Origin of the sequence: Chitinivorax tropicus (genome assembly GCF_014202905.1) — a bacterium.
GTDB classification, from domain to species: Bacteria; Pseudomonadota; Gammaproteobacteria; order Burkholderiales; family SCOH01; genus Chitinivorax; species Chitinivorax tropicus.
Genome location: NZ_JACHHY010000004.1, coordinates 117,112 through 138,257 on the forward strand (window position 1 = coordinate 117,112; position 21,146 = coordinate 138,257).

At 57.9% G+C, this 21,146-nt stretch carries 18 protein-coding genes; 7 read left to right on the forward strand and 11 right to left on the reverse strand.

Annotated features, from left to right (window positions below; translation table 11 throughout):
- Positions 1–18: 18 nt before the first annotated feature.
- The 8 genes from HNQ59_RS04290 to HNQ59_RS04325 all read right to left on the reverse strand — a co-directional run bounded on the left by HNQ59_RS04290 (position 19) and on the right by HNQ59_RS04325 (position 11,164).
- Positions 19–3,711: an AMP-binding protein gene (locus HNQ59_RS04290; RefSeq protein ID WP_184035968.1), complete on the reverse strand. Its 3,693-nt coding sequence runs from the start codon at positions 3,709–3,711 to the stop codon at positions 19–21.
- A gap of 44 nt (positions 3,712–3,755) precedes the next feature.
- Complete coding sequence (locus HNQ59_RS04295) at positions 3,756–4,913, reverse strand: FAD-dependent monooxygenase (RefSeq protein ID WP_184035695.1); 1,158 nt, start codon at positions 4,911–4,913, stop codon at positions 3,756–3,758.
- The gene (locus HNQ59_RS04300) at positions 4,910–5,821 is read right to left on the reverse strand and encodes an MBL fold metallo-hydrolase (protein ID WP_184035697.1); all 912 of its coding nucleotides are present in this window, start codon (positions 5,819–5,821) and stop codon (positions 4,910–4,912) included. The genes HNQ59_RS04295 and HNQ59_RS04300 overlap by 4 nt, the downstream gene beginning before the upstream one ends.
- Before the next feature lie 4 nt (positions 5,822–5,825).
- Positions 5,826–6,824, reverse strand: a complete 999-nt coding sequence (locus HNQ59_RS04305) for a ketoacyl-ACP synthase III (RefSeq protein ID WP_184035700.1) — start codon at positions 6,822–6,824, stop codon at positions 5,826–5,828.
- A complete protein-coding gene (locus tag HNQ59_RS04310) occupies positions 6,814–7,905 on the reverse strand; it encodes a 3-oxoacyl-ACP synthase III family protein (protein ID WP_184035702.1) in 1,092 nt (363 codons plus the stop codon). The genes HNQ59_RS04305 and HNQ59_RS04310 overlap by 11 nt, the downstream gene beginning before the upstream one ends.
- Positions 7,906–7,908: 3 nt before the next feature.
- A complete protein-coding gene (locus HNQ59_RS04315) occupies positions 7,909–8,781 on the reverse strand; it encodes a beta-ketoacyl-[acyl-carrier-protein] synthase family protein (protein WP_184035704.1) in 873 nt (290 codons plus the stop codon).
- Positions 8,782–8,997: 216 nt separating this feature from the next.
- Complete coding sequence (locus tag HNQ59_RS04320) at positions 8,998–10,605, reverse strand: AMP-binding protein (RefSeq protein WP_425491336.1); 1,608 nt, start codon at positions 10,603–10,605, stop codon at positions 8,998–9,000.
- A 316-nt stretch (positions 10,606–10,921) separates the two neighbouring features.
- Positions 10,922–11,164: a hypothetical protein gene (locus tag HNQ59_RS04325; protein WP_184035710.1), complete on the reverse strand. Its 243-nt coding sequence runs from the start codon at positions 11,162–11,164 to the stop codon at positions 10,922–10,924.
- A gap of 99 nt (positions 11,165–11,263) precedes the next feature.
- Here HNQ59_RS04325 and HNQ59_RS04330 point away from each other — a divergent pair, with 99 nt between their 5' ends.
- From HNQ59_RS04330 to HNQ59_RS04345, 4 genes are read left to right on the forward strand one after another with little or no spacing between them, the layout of a single operon-like run.
- On the forward strand, positions 11,264–12,295 hold the full coding sequence (locus tag HNQ59_RS04330) for a bifunctional nicotinamide-nucleotide adenylyltransferase/Nudix hydroxylase (RefSeq protein WP_221320173.1): 1,032 nt from the start codon (positions 11,264–11,266) through the stop codon (positions 12,293–12,295).
- 54 nt (positions 12,296–12,349) lie between these two features.
- Complete coding sequence (locus HNQ59_RS04335) at positions 12,350–13,729, forward strand: nicotinate phosphoribosyltransferase (protein ID WP_184035713.1); 1,380 nt, start codon at positions 12,350–12,352, stop codon at positions 13,727–13,729.
- A gap of 52 nt (positions 13,730–13,781) precedes the next feature.
- On the forward strand, positions 13,782–14,441 hold the full coding sequence (gene pnuC / locus HNQ59_RS04340; RefSeq protein WP_184035715.1) for a nicotinamide riboside transporter PnuC: 660 nt from the start codon (positions 13,782–13,784) through the stop codon (positions 14,439–14,441).
- Positions 14,428–15,567, forward strand: a complete 1,140-nt coding sequence (locus HNQ59_RS04345; RefSeq protein ID WP_184035718.1) for an AAA family ATPase — start codon at positions 14,428–14,430, stop codon at positions 15,565–15,567. Before pnuC ends, HNQ59_RS04345 begins: the two co-directional genes overlap by 14 nt.
- Positions 15,568–15,624: 57 nt before the next feature.
- Here HNQ59_RS04345 and HNQ59_RS04350 read toward each other — a convergent pair whose 3' ends face one another.
- Positions 15,625–17,637 carry a M13 family metallopeptidase gene (locus HNQ59_RS04350; RefSeq protein ID WP_184035721.1) on the reverse strand — a complete coding sequence of 671 codons (2,013 nt, stop codon included), beginning with the start codon at positions 17,635–17,637 and terminating at the stop codon, positions 15,625–15,627.
- A 376-nt stretch (positions 17,638–18,013) separates the two neighbouring features.
- A complete protein-coding gene (gene ppa, locus HNQ59_RS04355; RefSeq protein WP_184035724.1) occupies positions 18,014–18,541 on the reverse strand; it encodes an inorganic diphosphatase in 528 nt (175 codons plus the stop codon).
- A gap of 142 nt (positions 18,542–18,683) precedes the next feature.
- Between ppa and coq7 the strand changes: the two genes are divergently transcribed.
- On the forward strand, positions 18,684–19,310 hold the full coding sequence (gene coq7 / locus HNQ59_RS04360) for a 2-polyprenyl-3-methyl-6-methoxy-1,4-benzoquinone monooxygenase (RefSeq protein WP_184035727.1): 627 nt from the start codon (positions 18,684–18,686) through the stop codon (positions 19,308–19,310).
- A 58-nt stretch (positions 19,311–19,368) separates the two neighbouring features.
- On the opposite strand, the gene HNQ59_RS04365 is transcribed toward coq7, so the two are convergent.
- The gene (locus tag HNQ59_RS04365; protein ID WP_184035973.1) at positions 19,369–19,785 is read right to left on the reverse strand and encodes an OsmC family protein; all 417 of its coding nucleotides are present in this window, start codon (positions 19,783–19,785) and stop codon (positions 19,369–19,371) included.
- 469 nt (positions 19,786–20,254) lie between these two features.
- Between HNQ59_RS04365 and rplM the strand changes: the two genes are divergently transcribed.
- Positions 20,255–20,683: a 50S ribosomal protein L13 gene (gene rplM / locus HNQ59_RS04370; protein WP_184035730.1), complete on the forward strand. Its 429-nt coding sequence runs from the start codon at positions 20,255–20,257 to the stop codon at positions 20,681–20,683.
- A gap of 12 nt (positions 20,684–20,695) precedes the next feature.
- Complete coding sequence (gene rpsI, locus HNQ59_RS04375; protein ID WP_184035732.1) at positions 20,696–21,088, forward strand: 30S ribosomal protein S9; 393 nt, start codon at positions 20,696–20,698, stop codon at positions 21,086–21,088.
- The last annotated feature ends 58 nt before the right edge of the window (positions 21,089–21,146 follow it).

Consider the following 21,146-nt stretch of genomic DNA (forward strand, 5'->3'; position numbering starts at 1 on the left):
TCTCAAGGTTCGGATGGATCAGACCAGGCTGTGGCTGGCCAACCGGCTGGCGACAAAGGCGGCCAGGGCACCGATGGTGGGGTGATCCCAGGCAGCGGACGAATCCACCTGCACGCCATAGGTGTCGGTCAGGGACATCATCAATTCAATCGCCAATATCGAATCCAGGCCGATATCGGCAAAGGTGGTGTGCCCATTCAGCTCGCCCGATTGGTGCGGGATGCGCGCCCGCAGCCACCCCACCAGCCAAGCCTGGATGGCCACCTCCTGTTCGGTGCATGGTGTCGGCTCTGGCATCTTGACCGATCTGTCGAACGCGGGCATGGCCACGGCAGCTCGTGGTGCTGGGGGCGCGTCTTGTAACCAGGCGTCCGGTTGTTGCAGGGCCGGAGGGAGAGTCTGTTCGATGTCCTGCAGGGATTCGGTCAGTCGCGCCACCTGCTTGTCCAACATGGCGCGAGTAGGCAGGGCCTGCCGCAGGTCGGCCTGGCGCAGGCTGTTTTCGATCGCCTGCTCGTATTGGGCGCGGGCCCAGGTGAGCGCGGCATCGTCAAAGGTTTTGGATTGCGCAGCTTGCTCCACCACAGCCAACAACAGACCCCATTGCGCGATGTTGCCCAGCCAGTAGTGCGCCCAGTGTGTGGCGTCGGTCTCAGTGCCCAGCTGGTCAGCGGCACGCAGGCTGTCGTGCAGAATCTGGTCTGCCATGTGCCGGATGTCGGCGGCAATGGCGTGCCCGCCCAGCTTGCCGTCGATGTATTGCAGCAAGGTGTCGCCTCGATTGAGGACCCGGCTGCCCAGGTGCATCAGCAATGTCTCGGTCGGCCCCTCGAAAATACGTGTCAGACGGGCATCGCGCAGCATCTGCGGCACCAGATTGGTTTCGATATAGCCACGACCACCCAGGGCCTGCATCAGCTCATCAGTGGTCTTCCAGAGCAGCTCTGAGCTGAGTACCTTGCAGATCAGCAGGCTGTCTTCGGGCACACCAAAGCCTTGATCGATGTCGTGTGCGAGCCGCTTGACCAGTGCGGACAGAGCATCCGTGCGCTGCACCCATTCGCCCAGGCGTTGCCGGGTCAGGACATTGTTCAGCAGCAGGCCCGTGCTGACCTGGCGACGCTCAGCATAGCGGTGCAGCAACTGGATGCAGCGTTTCATACCGCCCACGCCGGTGGCCCCAAACCCCAGTCGGGCAAAGTTCATGGTTTCCTGTGCGATGTCCATGCCGGCACCGTTCGCCCCCAGTCGGTGGGTGTCGCTGACACAGGCATCTTCCAGGTACACGGTGTTCTGGATCATGCCCCGGACACCCATGGTCAGCTCTTCTTCTCCCATGCGTAATCCTGGCGTGCCTTGCAGCACGGCAAATCCCGTCACCCCACTGCCATCTGCTTGTTTGGCAAACACATTGATCACACCAGCCCAGGCTGATGAACCACTCCAGCTTTTCTGCCCGAACAATGACCACTCTCCCTGGCCGTTCAGGCTGGCGGTGGCTTGAATGGCGCGGGGGTTGGACCCGGCGCCAGGCTCGGTCAAGGCGAAGGCCGCCAGCATGCGCCCAGTGGCCAATTGTGGTAGCAGTGCTTGGCGTAGCGCGGGTTGGGCATGTTGCAGAATGGGACGGATGCCCAGGGTGTTGTTGAGGCCGACGAAGAAGGCCAGGGTCAGATCGATCGAGGCCAGCTGTTCGACCACCCGCAGCATGTCGGTGGTGGACAACCCCAGCCCGCCATATTCCGCCCCGATCTGCATGCCCAGCAGGCCGCGATTGCCCAGATCCAGCACAATATGCGGGGGAATGGTGCGGCGCTCGTCAATGGTGCGTGAATCGATGCGGGTGCGGGCGTAGTCCCGCAGCCAGGTCAGAATGGCATCGACATCTGTCTGAGATGGTGCCGGTATCGATGTGGTCTCCCCGCTGGGGGCGACCCAAGCCGCCGGCAGCGTGCCATTGTCCCAGTGGTGCAACACCTTCAGCTGGCTTTCACAGAGCATGGCGCGGCAGGTGCTACGCCTGACCTTACCGCTGGATGTTTTGGGCACCCCGCCCGGCTGAACCAGGATCACTGCACTGGGGCTGATTTCATGCCGTGCCCAGATTGCATCACGGATGCCACGGGTGACCTGTTCCAGATCCCCTTTCCGCTGGGTGCGTTCCATTTCCGCTACGATCACCAATTTCTCGGTGTCGTCATGGTCGAGCGTGAACGCTGCACAACCATTGGGGACGACCATGGACTGATGGCTGATGACGCTATGTTCGATATCCTCCGAATAGTAATTGCGTCCGGCGATGATGATCATGTCTTTCAGACGACCCGTGATATACAACTCGCCACGGTGGAAAAATCCCAAATCGCCAGTGCGCATGAATGCCTGGGTGCTTTCACCAACGAGGGCTTGCTGAAATGTCGCTGCAGTTTGCTCGGGTTGCTCCCAATAGCCGGGGGCAACACTCGGCCCGGCGACACAGATCTCCCCGATCACGTCTTCCCCGCAGCATGCATGGGTCTGAGGATCGCGTACCTTGACCAGTTGCTGCCCCATTGGCATGCCGACGCTCATCAATTCACGATCAGCCTGAACGGCGGCGGCTGCGGCCTGGTCGAGACCATCGAATGCCCGATTGATCTGCAGCCGTTGTTGTTGCAATGCAGCGAGATCGACATGCAAGGTATGGAGTGGGTCTGGTCGCCGCCGGCCTGTGACAATCAGCGTGCCTTCCGCCAAGCCATAACATGGCACGAGGCTGGCCGGGTCGAAACCCACTGCGCCAAAGCGCTGGCTGAACTGTTGCATGGTGCTGGGTTTGACGGACTCGGCGCCGCAATAGGTCGTGTTGAGTGAGCTGAGATCCAGCCCCGTCAGTTGCTCGTCCGAGACACGTCGGCAGCACAAGCTGTAGGCGAAATTCGGCGCACCGGTCAGGTCGGCCCGATACTGGCTGACGGCGCGCAGCCACAGATACGGGTGCTGGATGAACCGCTCCGGCGCCATCAACACGCTACGATAGCCACGGTACAACGGGGTCAGGATGCCGCCGATGAGGCCCATGTCGTGATAGGGCGGCAGCCAGCTGACCATGGTGCTGTGGTCATGGCCTCCGACACACTCCAGAATCAACCCCAGGTTGTGCAGGATATTGGCGTGGGTCACCATCACTCCTTTTGGGGTGCCGGTGGTGCCTGATGTGTACTGCAGGAAGGCGATCTGTGAGGGTGATACAGTGGCAGCAACAGGTAGCGGGTTCGCATCGATCGTGCTGACATCCAACAAAGGAATGCGATGCGCGGCGGTGTCTTGCAACAGCTTGGCAAAGCGCTCACTGTCGCTGCTGGTGCAGATGATGGCGGTCGCACCGGCGTTGTCGAGTATGCCGACTATACGTGGAACATGCTGGCGATTGCGGGGTGGGAACACCGGCACCGCAACGGCACCGGCGTAGAGTACCCCGAAAAAGCCGATGACATAATCCAGCCCCGGCTGACAGAGCAACAGCACCCGGTCGTTGGGCGCGATGCCTTGCTGGATGAGCCTGCCAGCAACCTGTCTCGCGGCCTGGTCGAGCTCGGCGTAGCTGAGCGGGGTGGCAGTTTCCGCATCTGCTGGGCCGTTCAAGAACACATAGGCGGTCTTGTCGGGTGTGGTGTCAGCGCGAAGTTGCAACAATTCGTTCAAAGTAGTGGGAAAGGCGCGGATGGTCATGGTGTCGAGGTCAGTCATCAAATGTCGGGGAGAGGCTGTGTGGTCTACGCCGCATTGAACATCGCGGGGTTGCGCCCGCTGCCTTGCAGGTGCAGGTTGAAGTTGGCGGCAAAACAGCGGTGATCATGAAACGAGCTGGCCAGCCGATGGCCATATTCGACCACGCCGCCGTTGATGGGATGGCGTTCCTGTTGATAGGCCGCCAGCGCCGTGGGCAGCGTGATCTGGCCCTGGAAATACTGATCGAGCAAGGATGACAGGCAGCCGGCGTCTTCAATGGCGAGATTCATGCCTTGGCCGGTGATGGGGTGCACAGTGTGGATTGCATCACCCAGCAGCACCATATTACCGCCATGGTAGCGATCGATATTCACCGAACCGATCGGGATGCCCTTGAAGTCGCGAGTGTCGGTGACCATGGCGATGGCATCATCGCTGGCGGAGGAAACGAATGTCCGCAGACGGGTGCGCAGGGCTTCGCCACTGGTGTCTTGCAGCAGGGTGCGGGCTTCTTCGCGTGGAAAGCAGATCACCAGGCGGGTTTGATCGCGTGCAACCGGGTAGAAATAAGCCAAGCCTCTGCCGGAATCGATATACAGGCGATTGCGCTGATCGACGCTGGTGGTCAGTGGGAACGTGGCGAAGTACATGGGCTCGTCATATACCTGACGGTTACTTTGTACGCCAAGCCAACGGCGAACCATGGACGATACGCCATCACACCCCACCACCACCTGTGGGTGCAACTGTTGACCATCGCTGAGGGTGACGTTGCTGATGTGGTCTGGCTCGCTGTATTCAACATCGGTCACACGGGTCTGGTAGAGCAGCCGGACATTGGGCAGCTGGGACTCGATCTGTTGCAACACCATGCGCCGCAGGTGTTCACAGGGGATCAGGATGAAATAGCCGCGCTCATTGATATAACGGTAGTCGATGGTGGCCATGAGTTCGCCGTCATGGAACACCTCGACTTCATGCCGTACCCGCCCGCCATGGGCGAGTGTGGCCGGAAGCAGACCCAGATCATCGAGCACCTGGATGCCAGCCGGTTTGAGCAGATCCGCTCCATTCAGGTTGCGCTCCCGCGAGGCTTGCTCCACCACCGCCACTCGATAGCCCTGCCTGCCCAGTGCATAGGCAAGAACCGCACCACCAATGCCGCAGCCATTGATCAGCACATCGATTTTGTCTTGTTTCATACCGAGATCTCCAATTCGTTCCGGCGGAACAGTTGAATCATGCGTTGCATGCTTTGTAGATGCAGCTTGGGGGACACCACCTTGGCACTGCGGAGTCCGAATTGTGTCGTCCACTGTTGCGCCAGCCGGTGCTGACTGGCGGGGGTGGCATCCAGGGCCAATGCCTGTTCCTGCATGCTGTGAAGCTTGGCCATGGCCTGGCTTGCGGCCAGCCGAGCTGCCGGGCCCTGTAAGATGGCGTGATGACCCAACGCGATCTGCTCCGCGCCCAGTTGATCGATGCAGGCCAGCGAGCGGCGATAGGCGGGTACATCCTGAAAGACCAGTGGCAGCCATTGCCCCTCGCCTTGCCATTCACCCAGGGCGTCGGAGACGAACAACAGCCCCAGCGCCTCACAGTAATAGCCCTGCTGGCAAACGCTATGGCCAGGCAAGGGAATGGCGCGGATCTGCATGCCTTGCCCGATGTCGAGCGCATGGGTGGGCAACAGCACATGCAAGGGCACGTCGGCAAGAGGGTGCCGATCAGCCAGTGGCACCGGTTGGTAGCAGGCAGAGGCTTCGTCATCCAGCATGCGGATCACCTCGATGGCAGAGGGGCGTTGCAGCGCATCGGCGGTGCGTATCGAGCCCATGACCTGAACCCACGGCATCCGTGATTTGAGCGTCATCAGCAGGCTGCAGTGGTCATAGTGGGAGTGGGTGATCAACCAATGGCGCAGATGGCGGATGCCACCATATGGGGCGAGCAGGCTGTGCAATTGCTGCCAGACTCGATCAGTCATGCCGGAGAGCCCGCCTTCGATCAAGGTAGCGCTGTCTTGGTTCACAATCAGATACAGTGGTATCTCTGGGGTACCCAGCACAGCCAGGTGCGGGTGTTGCCAGCCGATTTTGGTGTGGGTCATCTTGTCAGCTCCGATACAAGGCAGCGGCCCAGGTTGCCCCAGAGCCATAGGTCACCAGCAGATTGAGTTGGCCGGGGGGCATGCGCCCTTGCTCGCGCGCCATTGCCAGGGCGACAGGGAAGGCGGCGCTGGCCATGTTGCCAAGCTGGTCAACCGTCTGCATGCAGCGCTCTGGCGGCAGGCCCAGCTCGGCACAGACTGCTTCGAGAATGCGCAGATTCGGTTGATGCGGGATCACCAGACCGATGTCGGACAAAGTGAGCTGGTGCCGGGCCAACAGCGCACGGCAGGATTCGACGATGCGGCGGGTGGCATCCTGAAACATGTCTGCCCCACGCATGCGGAAACAATGCCGCCCAGCGGCCAGATCATCTGCATCGATGAAGTGCGGGCGTTTTGTGCCGGGCGCCTGGGTATGGAGCAGCTCGAACTGGCTGCCATCCGCCCCCAGCAGGATATCCAGCAATCCAGGCCCCGCCTTGCTGGCGGGTTGCAACACCATCGCTGCCGCCCCGTCACTGAGCAGGATGGACAAATTGCGTCCTTCATTGCTGGTGTCCAGGCGGCGCGACAAGGCTTCTGCGCAAATAAGCAGCACATTGCGGTACACGCCGCTGGCGAGAAAATGGCGGGCGATCTCCAGGCCATACAGCCCAGCGCTGCACTGGGCGCGGATATCGAAACAAGGGATCGGACGCAACCCCAGCCGTGGCTGGATATAGCAGGCCTCGGAGGGGTCGTGGTAATCGGGGGATAGCGTGTTGACGATCAGCAGATCGATCTCGCTTGGTTGCACACCCGCTTGTGCCATGGCCCGCTCCGCCGCAGGGCAGGCCAGGTCTGCCAGGCATTGCTCGGGAGCCAGATAACGGCGGGCAACCACACCTGTCCGGGTGCGGATGAACGCATCATTGGTGTCGATGAAGCGGGCGACCTCATCGTTGCTGACCACCCGCTCCGGCAGGCAATAGCCGAGCCCGGCAATCGTCACACTAGGCTGCATATGACGCTCCTTCCGGGCCGATGGCGGTATGACCCCACCGCCAAAGCTGTGCGCCAAACCCCCAGCCCGCGCCCGCCCCGGCGATGATGACCAGATCGCCAGGTTTGATCTTGCCCAGCCGGATCGATTCGAACAGCGCCATTGGCACCGATGCGGAAACCAGGCAGGCACAGTCTGACAGCCTGATCACATAGCGTTCGGGAGAGAGGCCTAGTTTCTGCGCCCACGCCTCGACCAGGATCTTCGACGGTTGGTGGAAAACCATGGTGTGGATATCGTCTGCACGATGGCCTGTCTTGCGCAGCAATTGATTGACCATGTCTGGAATGGTCTCTGGCATGAATCGCGCAATGGCTTCCTGGGCTTCCGGTTTCAGCGTGAAATAGGCACCAAATTGATCGGCGTAGGCGTCAGGCGTCGCTGCAGTGTCAGCGGCCTTGGGGTAGCGCCACTGCACGGTGGCGAGGTCATAATGCTGGGCATCGCTGTGATAGACCGCGTCCACCCAGTCTGCCGTCACCTCATCGGCATTGGCAGCGGTCAACACCGCTGCTGCCGCACCATCACCGAAATTGGTCGAGGACTTGCAGGTGTAGTCCACCAAAGCTGACATGCGCTCTGTCGAGCAGATCAACGCACGTTGGATTCGCCCTTGCTTGATCAGATTGACCGCTGTCTGCATCTGGAACAGAAAGCTGGCACATTCCACTTCGATATCTGCGTGCAGTGCGCGGTGTGCGCCCAGTTTGGCTTTCAGCAGGCCCGACAGCCGGGGGGCGAAATGGCGGCTGTCGGTGGTGCCATCATGTGAAACAAATGGCGAGGTGATATTCGTCAACACCAGATCGAGCTGCGCAGCCTCGATGCCTGCGTAGTCCAAGGCTCGGGCCGCTGTCTGCCAAGCCAGGGTCAGCTCCGATTCGCCGGCTGTTTCATCCACCACATAGCGGGATTCGATCCCCCAGAATTGCCACCAGGCTGGCTGGATACCTTCGATCCGATCAAAAGCCGGGTCATCGTTCCGTAACAGGCGCGAGGGAAGGGTGTAGGCCAGGCTGGCCATCTGAACGGCTGGGGTCATGCGTCACTCCATCACGAAACAGCCAACACGCGACTTGAACACATCGAGCGTGAGAGCCAATTGATTGGTACCACTCGAACGGCCAGACTGCCGCAGCCGGTCTGCCAGCCAAGCGGGGAATTGGAAGAGCATTGGGACATCAGTGGACGCGTGCTCGATCATGATGTGATCGGCACGATGAGCCCACGTCTGGTGAGGTAACCACGGGCTGAGCCAGGATTCGCAGAACAGGCGGTCAACCGGGCCATCCTGCGAGCTGAGCACTGACTCGATGATGGTCTCGAAGACACGCCCGACCTGGGCGGGGTGTGCGGCAAAGCGCTGGGCCTGGGCGTCGTAGCAGCTATCCAACCGGGCGTAGCAGCCGGTATCGTGTATCTGCGCAACAGACAGTGCCGGGGCACTTACCAATGGTGGAATGCCCAGCTCGCCATAGGCTGCACGATGAGGCCGGCGCCCCGAGGTGAGCACAATGGCCCCCGCGCCATCGCTGAATCCACTGCCTGCGACCTGGGCGACATCGGCCAGGCATTCTGCCCGGACAACCAAGGCACGACGGTAGCCCAATTGGCGGCAGTAGCTTTGCGCGATGTCCAACGCGAACGACCAGTCCGCATCCAGCAGGTCGAAGACCACCGCATGGCTGGCGCGCAGATCACGTTGAATAGGGTGGCTGAGCCTGGGCCCGGCAATGTTGGCGGCTGTTGCCACCCGGCTGGGCGAAATCGACAGGCTGATGATCAGATCGATTTCCGAGGGGAGGGTACGGGCTTGCGACAATGCCTGTCGCGCCGCTTTGACGGCATAGTCGCTGGCCAGTGCGTTGGGGTTGGGTGGGGTATCCGGCAAGGCAATGCCGGCGCCAAGAATGTTCACTGCACTTTCCTTCCTTGATACAAGATTCACTACGCCCCGCACTGGGTTTCGGTAGTGCGGGATGGACACAAACGGCTTTCAATCCACTGGGGGGCGTTCAACCCCGCCCAGATTCTGTTGGTATGGCGCCACAACCCAGGTCAATGCAGGTTCTGAGGTAAGACCGGCTGCCCGGTGAGTCATATGGCAGGGTGGGGCGCGCCATCGGCACAACGCCTAGGCCATGGCTGCATGGCGCAATCGGAAGCGTTGCAACTTGCCTGTTTCATTGCGGGGCAGGGCGGTGTGATACTCGATCACCCGTGGGTACTTATATGGTGCGATTTGTTGTTTGACATACTGTTGCAGATCCTGGGTCAACTGCTCGGAGGGCTCGAAACCCGGCCTGGGCACGACGTGTGCGCACACCACCATGTTGCGGTCCGCATCTGGCTGCCCCACCACCGCACATTCCGCGACCGCAGGGTGTTGCAGCAGAATGTCCTCGATCTCGACAGGGGCGATGTTGTAGCCAGCGCTGATGATCAGATCATCGACGCGGGCCTGATAGAACAAATAACCGTCCTCATCCATGTAATAGGCATCACCGGTGAGATTCCAGCCGCCCTGCACATAATCCGCTTGGCGCGGATCATCGAGATATCGACAACCCGTCGGCCCTTTGACGGCCAATCGGCCTACCTGATAGGGCGGCAGTGGGCGGCCCAGCTCATCCACCACACGGGCCTGATAGCCTGGAATGGCCTTGCCAGTGGCCCCCGGGCGTACCTGCTGCTCATCGGCTGATACAAAAATGTGCAGCAATTCCGTGGCGCCGATTCCATCGATGAGTTCGATCCCCGTCAATTGTCGCCAACTGTTACGAGTGGAAACCGGCAGAACCTCGCCCGCCGAAACACACTTGCGCAGGCTGCGTAACTCGGCAGCCTTGGCCACCGCAGCCATGGCCCGATACGCGGTGGGGGCGGTGAACAGGACGCTGATCTGATGTTGTGCAATGGCGGTGCGCAACTGCTCTGGCGCACCTTTTGCCAGTAAGACGGTAGAGGCACCGATGCTGAGCGGAAACAGCAACAGCCCTCCCAGTCCGAAGGTAAACCCCAGCGGCGGGGAGCCCGAAAAGACATCTGTTGCGTCGGCTCGCAGAATGTACTGCGGGAAGCACTGGCAGATGGCCAACACATCGCGGTGGAAATGCACCGTGGCCTTGGGTTGCCCGGTGGTGCCCGATGTGAACGCAATCAGACAGGCATCGTCAGCCGCCGTCGGCACATTGTCGAAACAGCCATCCTTGCTTGCCATGAGCGCTTCCAGCCCCTGTGCCGACTCGTCATGGTAAAAACACACCGATTGCAGATCAGGGCAGGCCATTGCAGCCAATTGCAACTCATCCGCCCGGCTTGCTTCGCAGATTGCATGTGAAATCCGCGCTTTCTGCACGATCTGTCGTAACTCCTTGGCGCGCAGCAAGGGCATGGTCGTCACCGCGACCCCCCCAGCCTTGACCACGCCAAACCAAGCCGCTGCCAGCATAGGGTGATTCGCCCCGCGTAACAGCACGCGATTCCCCGCTACCAGGCCCATGTCTTCACGCAATACCTGGGCAATGCGATTGGCCTGTGCCAGTAGCATCCGATACGTCCAGCAGCCACCCTCCTCAAATCGCAGCGCCACCCGATCCCCCCAACCACGGACATGGACGGCATCGTCGAGCAACGCTGCAGCACAATTCACTTGGCTCGGAAACTGCAGTTCGGGCAGATCAAATAGACATTCCGGCAGTTGATCAGGCGGGGGAAGCCCGTCTCGTGTAAACGTATCCAGGTGGGCGGTGTAATTCATTGTTCCAGTTCCGTGGTTTTCAGCTGCTTATCCGATATCTTGAGTGGCGGTGAGAGGGTGGTATCTGCTATATAAAAGTCTATTTGACTTTTCGCATTTAAATGAATTTGAAATGCGCCAATTTGATAGGCGAGATCAGCATAAGAGAAGGCTAAATTGTTGTAAATTCAAATGATATATTTTATATATTTGTTGTATTTGTATATAATAAACTTTGCTTATTTCTATTTGATTTTTTCGTTTTATTTCAATGATGCTCTATATTGTTTCAATATATTGTTTCGAAATTGATTGAATATCATGTGATTGAATGGCTGTTTTTTTGTGCTTTTGAGTAGATTGATGCTTGTTTGATCTTTGTCAAAGTCTGAGTGGTCTTTTGAAATTGTTTTGTCATGAAATGGAATGGTTGAGTAAATTGATTTGGTTTTAATGGCACAAGGCAAGAGGTTTTGATGAACGGTTGTGCAGATGGTGACAAGGCACCGCAAATCGGATGATGGATGAGGCGCGCCCCACCCTGCCAGATGAGACTTGACATCGCATTTTGATGGGTGTCATCATGGCTGCTATGACACTGCGATAGACGCGGTAGGGCTTCGGTAGCGAAGTCAATACAATGAATCGATGGAGAATCGACATGCAATACGATCTGATCATTTTCATCGGGCGTTTACAGCCCCTGCACAACGCGCACCTGCATATCGTTCAGACTGCGCTGTCTCAAGCCAACCGTGTGTTGGTGCTGGCTGGCTCCAGCAACAAGCCTCGTACCATCAAAAATCCATTCACCTTCGATGAACGCGCCATCATGCTGCACCATTGCCTGGATGCCGAAGAGCGTGGGCGTGTGGCCATCAAGCCATTGCGTGATTTTCTCTATAACGAAGCACAATGGCTCAAGGTGGTGCAGCAGGCAGTGGCGGACGAGAATCTGCCAAAAGGTGCTCGCATCGGCCTGATCGGCCACAGCAAGGATGCATCGTCCTATTATTTGAAGATGTTCCCACAGTGGGAGCTGATCGAGGTGGAAAACCTGTCGGGTCTGAACGCGACCGAGCTGCGCGACATGATGTTCTGCGATACCAACCGGGATGGACACTGGATGCGCTTGGCCACCAAGGTGCCTGCACCAGTGGCGGCTTTCTTGCAGAGTTTTGCACAAAGCCCGGAATACGACAGCCTGGTGCAGGAATACACCTTTACCCGTGATTACAAAGCTGCCTGGGCTCATGCGCCGTATCCGCCTACCTTCATGACGGTGGATGCAGTGTTGACTTGCTCTGGACATGTATTGCTGGTCAAACGCCGTGCACAACCCGGTAAGGGGCTGTGGGCCCTGCCGGGCGGCTTTGTCGGGCAGACCGAGACCACCGAGCAGGCGATGATTCGTGAGTTGCGTGAGGAAACCCGAGTCAAGATCCTGCCATCGGTGCTGCGCGGCTCGATCAAGGCCAATCGCTTGTTTGATCACCCCGATCGAAGCCTGCGGGGCCGTACCCTGACCCAAGCGTTCCACATCGATTTTCCAAGCGGACAACTGCCTGAAGTCAAAGGTGGGGACGATGCCGAGAAGGCGAAGTGGTTCCCCATCGCAGAGCTGGCATTGCTGGAGCCGGCCATGTACGAAGACCACGCTGAGATCATCAGCTATTTCCTAGGTATTGCCTAAACACTCGCGGGACAGACCCGCGTTTTACAGCCCTGAAACCGTTGGAGGTTCATTATGTTCGACAATATTCTGCTGAATACCGATTCCTATAAAGCATCTCATTTCCTGCAATACCCCGCTGGGGCTGATGCCATGTTCAGCTATATCGAGTCCCGAGGTGGAGCGTGGGACAAGCTGGTGTTTTTTGGCCTGCAAAGCATTTTGAAGGAGTATCTGGGCAAGCCCATCACCCATGCCATGGTTGACGAGGCTGCCACGTTTTTCCAGGCGCATGGCGAGCCATTCAATGCCGTGGGTTTTCATCGCATCGTCGATGAGCTGGGAGGCTTTCTGCCGATCCGGATCAAGGCTGCGCCTGAAGGGCTGGTGGTGCCAACCCGGCAGGTGCTGGCCACCATCGAATCCACCCATCCTGATTTCTTCTGGGTCGGCTCTTATTTCGAACCACTGTTGTTAAGAGTGTGGTACCCCGCCAGCGTTGCGACTCAGAGTTATCATCTGAAACAGTTGATCCGTCACTATCTGGACATCAGCTGTGACAACCCGGATGGCGAGCTGCCGTTCAAATTGCATGATTTCGGTGCGCGCGGCGTATCCAGCACTGAGTCATCTGCCCTGGGGGGCATGGCGCATCTGGTCAATTTCATGGGCAGCGATACCGTGATGGGTGTGGTGGCCGCCAAGCGTTATTATGGGGTGGAGATGGCCGCCTATTCGATCCCGGCGGCGGAGCACTCCACCATCACCAGCTGGGGGCGGGCTGGCGAGGTGGCGGCCTACCAGAACATGTTGACCCAATTTGCCAAGCCGGGCAGTCTGGTGGCGGTGGTGTCTGATTCCTATGATATCTATCACGCCGTTGAACACATTTGGGGTGACACCTTGCGGCAGGCTGTCGTGGATTCCGGGGCGACTGTGGTGATCCGCCCGGACTCGGGCGACCCGGCAACCGTGGTGTTGAAATGCGCCCATTTGCTGGATGCACGCTTTGGCAGTACCGTGAATGGCAAGGGGTACAAGGTGCTCAAGCATGTGCGACTGATCCAGGGGGATGGTATCAACCCAAGCAGTGTGCGCGCCATTCTGGATGGCCTGCTGGCTGCTGGGTTCAGCGCCGAGAACGTGGCATTCGGCATGGGCGGCATGCTGCTGCAAGGTTTGAACCGCGACACCTTGAAATGGGCCATGAAATGCTCTGCCATGCGCATCCAGGGTGAATGGGTGGATGTCTACAAAGACCCGGTCACTGACTCGGGCAAGCGCTCCAAGCGAGGTCGTATTTCACTGTTTCGCAATCAAGACGGCGAATATCGCTCGTTGCGGGTTGATGAGGTGATACCCGAGGGCTTTGATGAGGTGCTGGTACCGGTCTGGGAGAACGGCCAGTTGCTGCGGGACTTCAGTTTCGATGAAGTCCGCGCCAATGCGGTGTGAATCGCGCCAAGCCGTGTCGCTGACACGGCTTTTTTCATGGAAGGGATGATACATGTTTCAGATGATGTTTGATTGGCTGAACATGCCGGCATTGGTTGCCTGGGGTGCGCCCATGTCCTGGGCCGAGGTGCTGGGCTTTGTCACGGGCATTGCCTGCGTGGCGCTGGTATGGCGGCAGAACATCTGGAATTACCCGATTGGTATCGCCAACAGCGCATTGTTGCTGATGCTGTTTGTCGATGCGCGTTTGTTCGCGGATGCGATATTGCAGATCCTGTTCATCGCATTGGGCTTGCGAGGTTGGTGGGAGTGGCTGCATGGCATTCATGGCGAAGGGCCGTTGCAAGTTGCGCGGGCAGGGCACCGCGAACTGTGGCTGGCGGCGCTGATTGGCCTGGCATTACAGGCTGTGATGTGGCCAGCCTTGTGGTATGTCAAAGGTGGTGCGCCTTTCCTGGATGCGTTGGTGACTTCACTGAGCCTGGTCGCACAGGGGCTGATGAACCGCAAACGGCTGGAAAGCTGGCTGGTGTGGGTGGTGGTCGATCTGGTGTCGATTCCGCTCTATGTCAGTAAAGACCTGTATCTGGTCGCCCTGCTGTATGGTTTGTTCCTGGTCATGGCCTGCCATGGGTTTGTGGTCTGGCGCCGTGCACTGGGGGATCAGCAGGAGAGCGGATTGGTACTGGAGCCTGCCGATGGTCAAGCTTGAGCCCACCTTTCGTCATGGCTTGGTGATCGGTAAATTCTACCCACCCCATGCCGGACACTATTACCTGATCCGCACCGCAGCCAGCTATTGCCAGCAGGTCACAGTGGGCGTGTTGCCGGGCTCGGGTGAATCCATCGCATTGGCTGACCGGCTGGCCTGGATGCGGGAAGACCTGGCAGACTGCCCACATGTCATCGTCGTGGGCCGCCACGACGATACGCCAGTGGATTATCACGACCCGGCCATCTGGGATGCACATGAGGCCCATTTCCGTTGGGTGGTTGCGGAGGCCAACCGGCAACGGCTGGCGCCGCTGCAGCCGGTGGATGCGGTGTTTGCCTCCGAGCCATATGTGGTGGAGCTGGCCAGGCGTTTCCAGGCCGTGCCGGTCTGCCTGGATCTGCCTCGGGTCAGTTATCCGGTTTCCGGTACGGCAGTGCGGGCGTCGCCCATTTCGACATGGTCACGGCTGACAGCTCCGGTCAAAGCTGCCTTATGTAAACGGATTGTGGTACTGGGCGCGGAATCGACCGGCACCACCACCTTGGCCTGCGATCTGACGCAGGCACTGCAGGCCAGAGGCGGCGTGTGGGCGGCGACGCAATGGGTGCCCGAGTTTGGCCGCGAACACACCTGGAATAAATTGGCGATGGCGCAAGGGCTGGCGCTCTTCAATCATCGCCCACGGCCCGGTGTGGCTGATCTGGACTGGCACAGCGACGAATTCACCTTTATCGCGGCCACGCAGACCCAGCGTGAGGACTGGGCCGGCAGACAAGGCAGCCCTGTTTTGATCTGCGACACCGATGCGCTGGCCACCACCATCTGGCATGAGCGCTATATGGGCAGCGCCTCGGCGGCATGCTGTGACGTGGCTGCCCGCATGCCGCCGAGGGCATTGTATCTGCTGACCGACCACGAGCATGTGCCATTTGAAGACGATGGACTGCGCGATGGAGAGGAAATTCGCGCCTGGATGACAGAGCGTTTCTGTGAGGTGTTGCAGGCACAATCCGTGCCTTGGTTGAAAATCACCGGCAGCCGTGAGTGGCGCTTGCAGCAAGCATTACAGGCGATTGATCAGGTGCTGGCAGCGGGCTGGGAGTTCGCCCAGCCCCTGGGGTGATGCCTGGGTGCGGTATCAACAGCACCCAGCAGCCATGTGAGTAGTCCTCAGGCTGGCTTACCAGATGCGGATGCGCTCCGCTTGCGGCTTGAACATCTTATCGCCTTGCTTGGTACCGAATGCCTCGTGGAAACTGTCGGTATTCAACGCGGCCCCATTGGTGCGGAAATGGCCAGGTGAGTGCGGGTCGCTGACCAGTAGCTTCAGCATCAGCGGCTCACGCAGCTTGGCACGCCAGCCCTGCGCCCAGCCCAGGAAGAACCGTTGATCACCTGTGTAGCCATCGATCTTGGGGGCAGGTTGCCCATTCAGTGATAGATGATAGGCCTTGTAGGCGATCTGCAGGCCGGATAGATCGGCAATGTTCTCCGTCACCGTCAATCGGCCATTGACGAACTTGCCTGGCAGCACCTCATAGCGGTTGTATTGGGCTACCAGTTGATCCGCCAATTTCTCGAATGCGGCACGATCCGCCGGCTGCCACCAGTTCACCAGGTTGCCATTGCCATCGAATTTACTGCCCTCAGTATCAAACCCGTGGCTGATCTCGTGCCCGATGATGGCGCCAATCGCACCGTAGTTGACGGCATCATCCGCTTCGGCATTGAAAAATGGTGGCTGGAGGATGGCAGCCGGGAACACGATTTCGTTCTGGTTGGGTGAGTAATAGGCATTGACAGTCTGTGGCGTCATGCCCCATTCCTCTCGATCGACCGGCTGGCCCAGGTGCGCCAGCTGGAAGTCCTGCTTGAAGCGCTGGACACGCAGCATATTGCCTGCCAGATCGTCATCCTTGATTTCCAGCTTGCTATAGTCGCGCCACTTATTGGGGTAACCAATCTTGACTTGATATTTGCTCAGCTTCTCGCGGGCCTTTTCTTTGGTGGCCGGGGTCATCCAGCTCAGGTTGTCGATGCTCTGACGATAGGCGGTCATCAGGTTCTCCACCATCTGTTCGACCCGCTTTTTCGAGTCGGCTGGGAAGTAACGCTCCACATACAGCTTGCCCAATGCCTCGCCCAAGCTGCCCTCCGCTGCTTCGACGGCTTTCTTGATCCGTGGTTTTTCCTGTGGGGTGCCGGACAAGGCTTGATCATGGAACTTGAACGCCGCCTCTTCAAAAGGCCGGTGCAGATAGGGCGCCGCATTATCCAGCAGGCGGACTTTCAAATAGGTCTGCCAGGTCGCCAGCGGTGCCTTGGCCAGCAACTTGGCCAGTCCCGCCATGTAGCTGGGCTGCTCGATATTGGCTTCGCCAGCCGTGGCGAGGCCTGCTGCATCCAGGAATACAGACCAGTTCATCCCCGGGGCCTCTTTGTTCAGGCGATCCAAGGCCCGTTTGTTGTAGGTCTTGGTGGCGTCCTGATTGGTCGTGGCATCCCAATTGACGGTTGCCAGCCGGGTTTCAAAAGCAAGCACATCGGCAGCTTTCTGCGAAGCGCGTGACTCACCTGACAGCGTCATGAGCTGGGTCAGATATTGTTGGTAAGCGGACCGCGCTTGTTTGAAACGAGCATCTTTCTTCAGGTAGTAATCCCGCTCCGGCAGGCCTAGCCCGGCCTGAGACATGTGCGCCAGATAGCGATCCGACTGTTTGCGGTCTTGTTGCACGTAGACATCGATTGGCCCGGACAACCCCGCCCGGCTCATCTCGCCCAATAAGCGAGCGAGTTCGTCTTTGTCTTTCAATGCGTCAATGCGATCGAGCCACGGTGAAATGGCAGACAAGGCCTGTTTCTGCACCGCATCGGTATTCATATAGGCGCGGTGGAATTTGGCGATCTTGTCAGCCTCGCTGCCAGGTGTTTGTTCCGCAGCGACCAACGCCAGGATCATATCCCGTAGCCGTTGCTTGGATTGCTCATTCAATACTGAAAAGGAGCCCCAGCCAGCTCGGTCGGCAGGAATCTCAGTCGTGGCCAACCAATTGCCATTGGCAGCCCGGAACAGATCATCCTGTGCACGGGTGTTGGGGTCGATGCCAGCCTGATCGACACCGGACTGGGCAAAGGCTGCGGGTGTGGCCCATAAGGCAGCCAGCAACAACGCTGTAAGCTTGTATTGACGCATTTTCAATCCTAAGTGGGGTGGGCAATGTGGGGAGTGGTCAGCATGCGCGCCCATTGGTTTCATTCTGCATGCTGGCCTACTTGGTGTTTACATGCTGGCCATGTGAGACATGACCGCGAAAAACGTTCATTTCAATTCGTCAGATCCTGCTGGTGCGGTTATAACATTGAATCCCCATCTTGCGGCAATGGGCGCACATCGTCTGTCGATGTATTGAAATGCGTTGGAAGTGCAATAGCCTCACCAAGCGCCATGGTGGCGCATTTGCCGATTGGTTCCAAAGAGGTCGGTCCGCCTGGGCGGCGGTATTTCTACCTCATCCATTCCTGCACTTAAAAAAAAACCGCCCGAAGGCGGTTTTCTGACTTGGTGTGTTTTACGCCTTGTAGCGGGCAACACCGTCGATCAGCTCCTGCTTGGCCGCTTCGACATCAGCCCAGCCTTGCACCTTCACCCACTTACCTTTTTCGAGATCCTTATAGTGCTCGAAGAAGTGTGCGATCTGAGACAGCAGCAGCTCAGGCAGATCAGCCGTGGTCTTGATGTCCTTGTACATCGGACACAGCTTTTCAACAGGTACGGCAACCAGCTTGGCATCGATGCCTGATTCATCCTCCATGCGCAGCATACCCAGCGCACGGCAACGGACTACGACACCAATCTGTAACGGGAACGGCGTGACCACCAGCACATCCACCGGGTCGCCGTCCTCGGACAAGGTGTTGGGCACATAGCCGTAATTGCAAGGGTAGAACATGGCTGTACCCATGAAGCGATCAACGAACATCGCACCGGTCTCTTTATCCAGTTCGTATTTGATTGGCGAGCTGTTGGCCGGGATTTCGATCACAACATTGAAATCATTGGGCACATCCTTACCGGCAGGAACGCGGTCGAGAATCATCTGTGTTACTCCGTGCTGTTTTCAGGAAAGCCAGACATTATACCAATGAACGCCTGATTGACATCACTTGCGCAAAATCAACTGGAATTTGCCATAGGCTGATAAAATACCGACCATTGTCCGTATCAAAGGCTTTCATTTCATGCTGACGCTCGACCGACTGATCGTGGAGTTCGACAAAGGATTGCGTACCCTGCTGGCACCCGCCCACACCATCCGCCCCTACCCGGATGAGCAGATCGATGAAGCCCCCCTGACCGAGGAAGAGAAGAAACACGCCGCCGCCCTGATGCGCATCAACCATGTCGGTGAGATTTGCGCCCAAGCTCTCTATCAAGGCCAAGCCCTGACCGCACGTGATCCTGCCACCCGTGAGGCCTTGGAGCACGCAGCCTGGGAGGAGACAGAGCATCTGGCCTGGACCGAGCGGCGCATTGCCGAGCTGGGCGGACGCAAGAGCCTCCTCAACCCGGTGTGGTATACCGGATCATTGACGATCGGCGTCGTGGCAGGGTTGATTGGCGACAAATGGAACCTCGGTTTCCTGGCGGAAACCGAACGCCAAGTATGTCGTCATCTAGATAGTCATCTAAGCAAGCTGCCGGAAGCCGATACCAAAAGTCGAGCGATTCTGGTACAGATGCGTGATGATGAAGCGCAGCATGCCGAGACAGCAATAGCGCATGGTGCCGCCAAGCTGCCGCTGCCGGTGCGGGGGCTGATGAAATTGTCATCCAAGGTTATGACCGGCACAGCGTATTGGGTATGAGTCCAACCAAGCCCGCCTGTTACCGGCTGGCTTGGTCACCCTGAATCATCAATCAGTTTTATTCAGCGATGATCTCAAAATCATGTGTGATGTCGGCAGTCTTGCCTAGCATGATCGAAGCTGAGCAGTATTTTTCAGCAGAAAGCTCGATTGCACGCTTCACAACCTCCTCTTTGAGCCCCTTGCCCTTCACCACGAAATGAAAGTGAATGCGGGTGAACACCTTCGGGTCGCTGTCGGCGCGATCAGCTTCGATCTCCACATGGCAATCCGAAACCTCATGCCGTCCTTTTTTCAGAATATGGATGACATCATAGCTGGTACATCCCCCCGTACCCAGCAGCACCATCTCCATCGGGCGAGGGCCGAGATTACGGCCACCACCTTCCGGTGGGCCATCCATCAATACGGCATGACCACTTTGCGTTTCACCCAGAAAGCTCACACCTTCCACCCACTTGATTCTTGCCTTCATACTTAACGCCCTTCTCAAAGATGCACTGGTTCGAGGATGAACTTCATTGTAACCAGAAACGCGGCAACCGGCATTCTGACTGGCAGTCATGTGCATTTGCACATGGTTTTTACACTGCACTGCACAAAAAAAGTTGCATTGTTTGTCTGAATCCGTATAATGAACTCAGCACTAAGACGTTACACGCAATGTGTGTTTTGGTGTTGTCTCCTCCATCCTCCTTCTTTGGTGGAATTTGGCGCAATCCCCAAGATTGCGCTTTTTTTTGTCTTGAGGCGGATTGGAGGAGGGGTTTAACGTAAGTGACCTGCGTTGGTTGCGCTGCAACAAACGAAATGTGCGATGCGATAAACCGGCCCCAAACGGATTTGGGGTAGGGGTTTTTGCACGCGCGTCTTTTCATTGACGCTTCGTTCGTTCCAGCTTACAATCCGCAACTTTCTCGAAATCTAGCTTATTGGAAGAACGAATGAAAACCTTCTCCGCCAAGCCGCATGAGGTGAAACGCGACTGGTTCGTCGTGGATGCCACCGACAAGGTGCTCGGCCGCCTCGCAGCCGAAATCGCTCGCCGCCTGCGTGGCAAGCATAAAGCAGAATACACCCCTCACGTTGACACTGGCGATTACATCGTTGTTGTGAACGTTGAGAAACTTCGCGTTACTGGCGCCAAGTTTGAAGACAAGAAATACTATCGCCACTCTGGCTACCCTGGCGGTATCTATCAGCGTACCTTCCGCGAAATGCAAGAGCAGTTCCCGGAACGTACCCTGGAGAAAGCTGTCAAGGGCATGCTGCCAAAGGGCCCATTGGGCTACGCCATGCTGAAGAAGCTGAAAGTATATGCTGGTGCTGAGCATCCGCACACAGCTCAACAGCCCAAAGTTCTGGACATCTAAGGGATTCGCACCATGATCGGTAAATATAACTACGGTACCGGCCGTCGCAAGAGCGCTGTCGCTCGCGTGTTCCTGGCTGCTGGCAAGGGTCAGATCATCGTCAACGGCAAGCCTGTTGATGAGTATTTCTCTCGTGAAACCGGCCGCATGATCGTGCGTCAGCCGCTGGAGCTGACCAACCATGTTGAAACGTTCGACATCAAAGTCAACGTGACTGGTGGCGGTGAAAACGGTCAAGCTGGCGCGGTTCGCCATGGTATCGCCCGTGCTTTGGTTGACTACGATGCCTCTTTGAAGTCTGCTCTGCGTAAGGCAGGTCTGATGACTCGTGATGCACGTGAAGTTGAACGTAAGAAGGTTGGTCTGCGTGGTGCTCGTCGCCGCAAGCAGTTCTCCAAGCGTTGATCGCCTGGTTGCCTTCAGCAAAAGCCGCCTTCGGGCGGCTTTTGTTTTGTGGCGTGAT

Excerpts from the sequence above, each read along its gene's own strand:
- HNQ59_RS04335 (WP_184035713.1), top strand. The coding sequence starts at position 12,350 with ATGTTCGACAATATTCTGCTGAATACCGATTCCTATAAAGCATCTCAT.
- HNQ59_RS04350 (WP_184035721.1), bottom strand. The coding sequence starts at position 17,637 with ATGCGTCAATACAAGCTTACAGCGTTGTTGCTGGCTGCCTTATGGGCC.
- HNQ59_RS04330 (WP_221320173.1), top strand. The coding sequence starts at position 11,264 with ATGCAATACGATCTGATCATTTTCATCGGGCGTTTACAGCCCCTGCAC.
- HNQ59_RS04305 (WP_184035700.1), bottom strand. The coding sequence starts at position 6,824 with ATGCAGCCTAGTGTGACGATTGCCGGGCTCGGCTATTGCCTGCCGGAG.
- HNQ59_RS04290 (WP_184035968.1), bottom strand. The coding sequence starts at position 3,711 with ATGACCATCCGCGCCTTTCCCACTACTTTGAACGAATTGTTGCAACTT.
- HNQ59_RS04300 (WP_184035697.1), bottom strand. The coding sequence starts at position 5,821 with ATGACCCACACCAAAATCGGCTGGCAACACCCGCACCTGGCTGTGCTG.
- rpsI (WP_184035732.1), top strand. The coding sequence starts at position 20,696 with ATGATCGGTAAATATAACTACGGTACCGGCCGTCGCAAGAGCGCTGTC.
- HNQ59_RS04310 (WP_184035702.1), bottom strand. The coding sequence starts at position 7,905 with ATGACCCCAGCCGTTCAGATGGCCAGCCTGGCCTACACCCTTCCCTCG.
- pnuC (WP_184035715.1), top strand. The coding sequence starts at position 13,782 with ATGTTTCAGATGATGTTTGATTGGCTGAACATGCCGGCATTGGTTGCC.
- HNQ59_RS04295 (WP_184035695.1), bottom strand. The coding sequence starts at position 4,913 with ATGAAACAAGACAAAATCGATGTGCTGATCAATGGCTGCGGCATTGGT.
- HNQ59_RS04345 (WP_184035718.1), top strand. The coding sequence starts at position 14,428 with ATGGTCAAGCTTGAGCCCACCTTTCGTCATGGCTTGGTGATCGGTAAA.
- coq7 (WP_184035727.1), top strand. The coding sequence starts at position 18,684 with ATGCTGACGCTCGACCGACTGATCGTGGAGTTCGACAAAGGATTGCGT.
- HNQ59_RS04325 (WP_184035710.1), bottom strand. The coding sequence starts at position 11,164 with ATGTCAAGTCTCATCTGGCAGGGTGGGGCGCGCCTCATCCATCATCCG.
- ppa (WP_184035724.1), bottom strand. The coding sequence starts at position 18,541 with ATGATTCTCGACCGCGTTCCTGCCGGTAAGGATGTGCCCAATGATTTC.
- HNQ59_RS04365 (WP_184035973.1), bottom strand. The coding sequence starts at position 19,785 with ATGAAGGCAAGAATCAAGTGGGTGGAAGGTGTGAGCTTTCTGGGTGAA.
- rplM (WP_184035730.1), top strand. The coding sequence starts at position 20,255 with ATGAAAACCTTCTCCGCCAAGCCGCATGAGGTGAAACGCGACTGGTTC.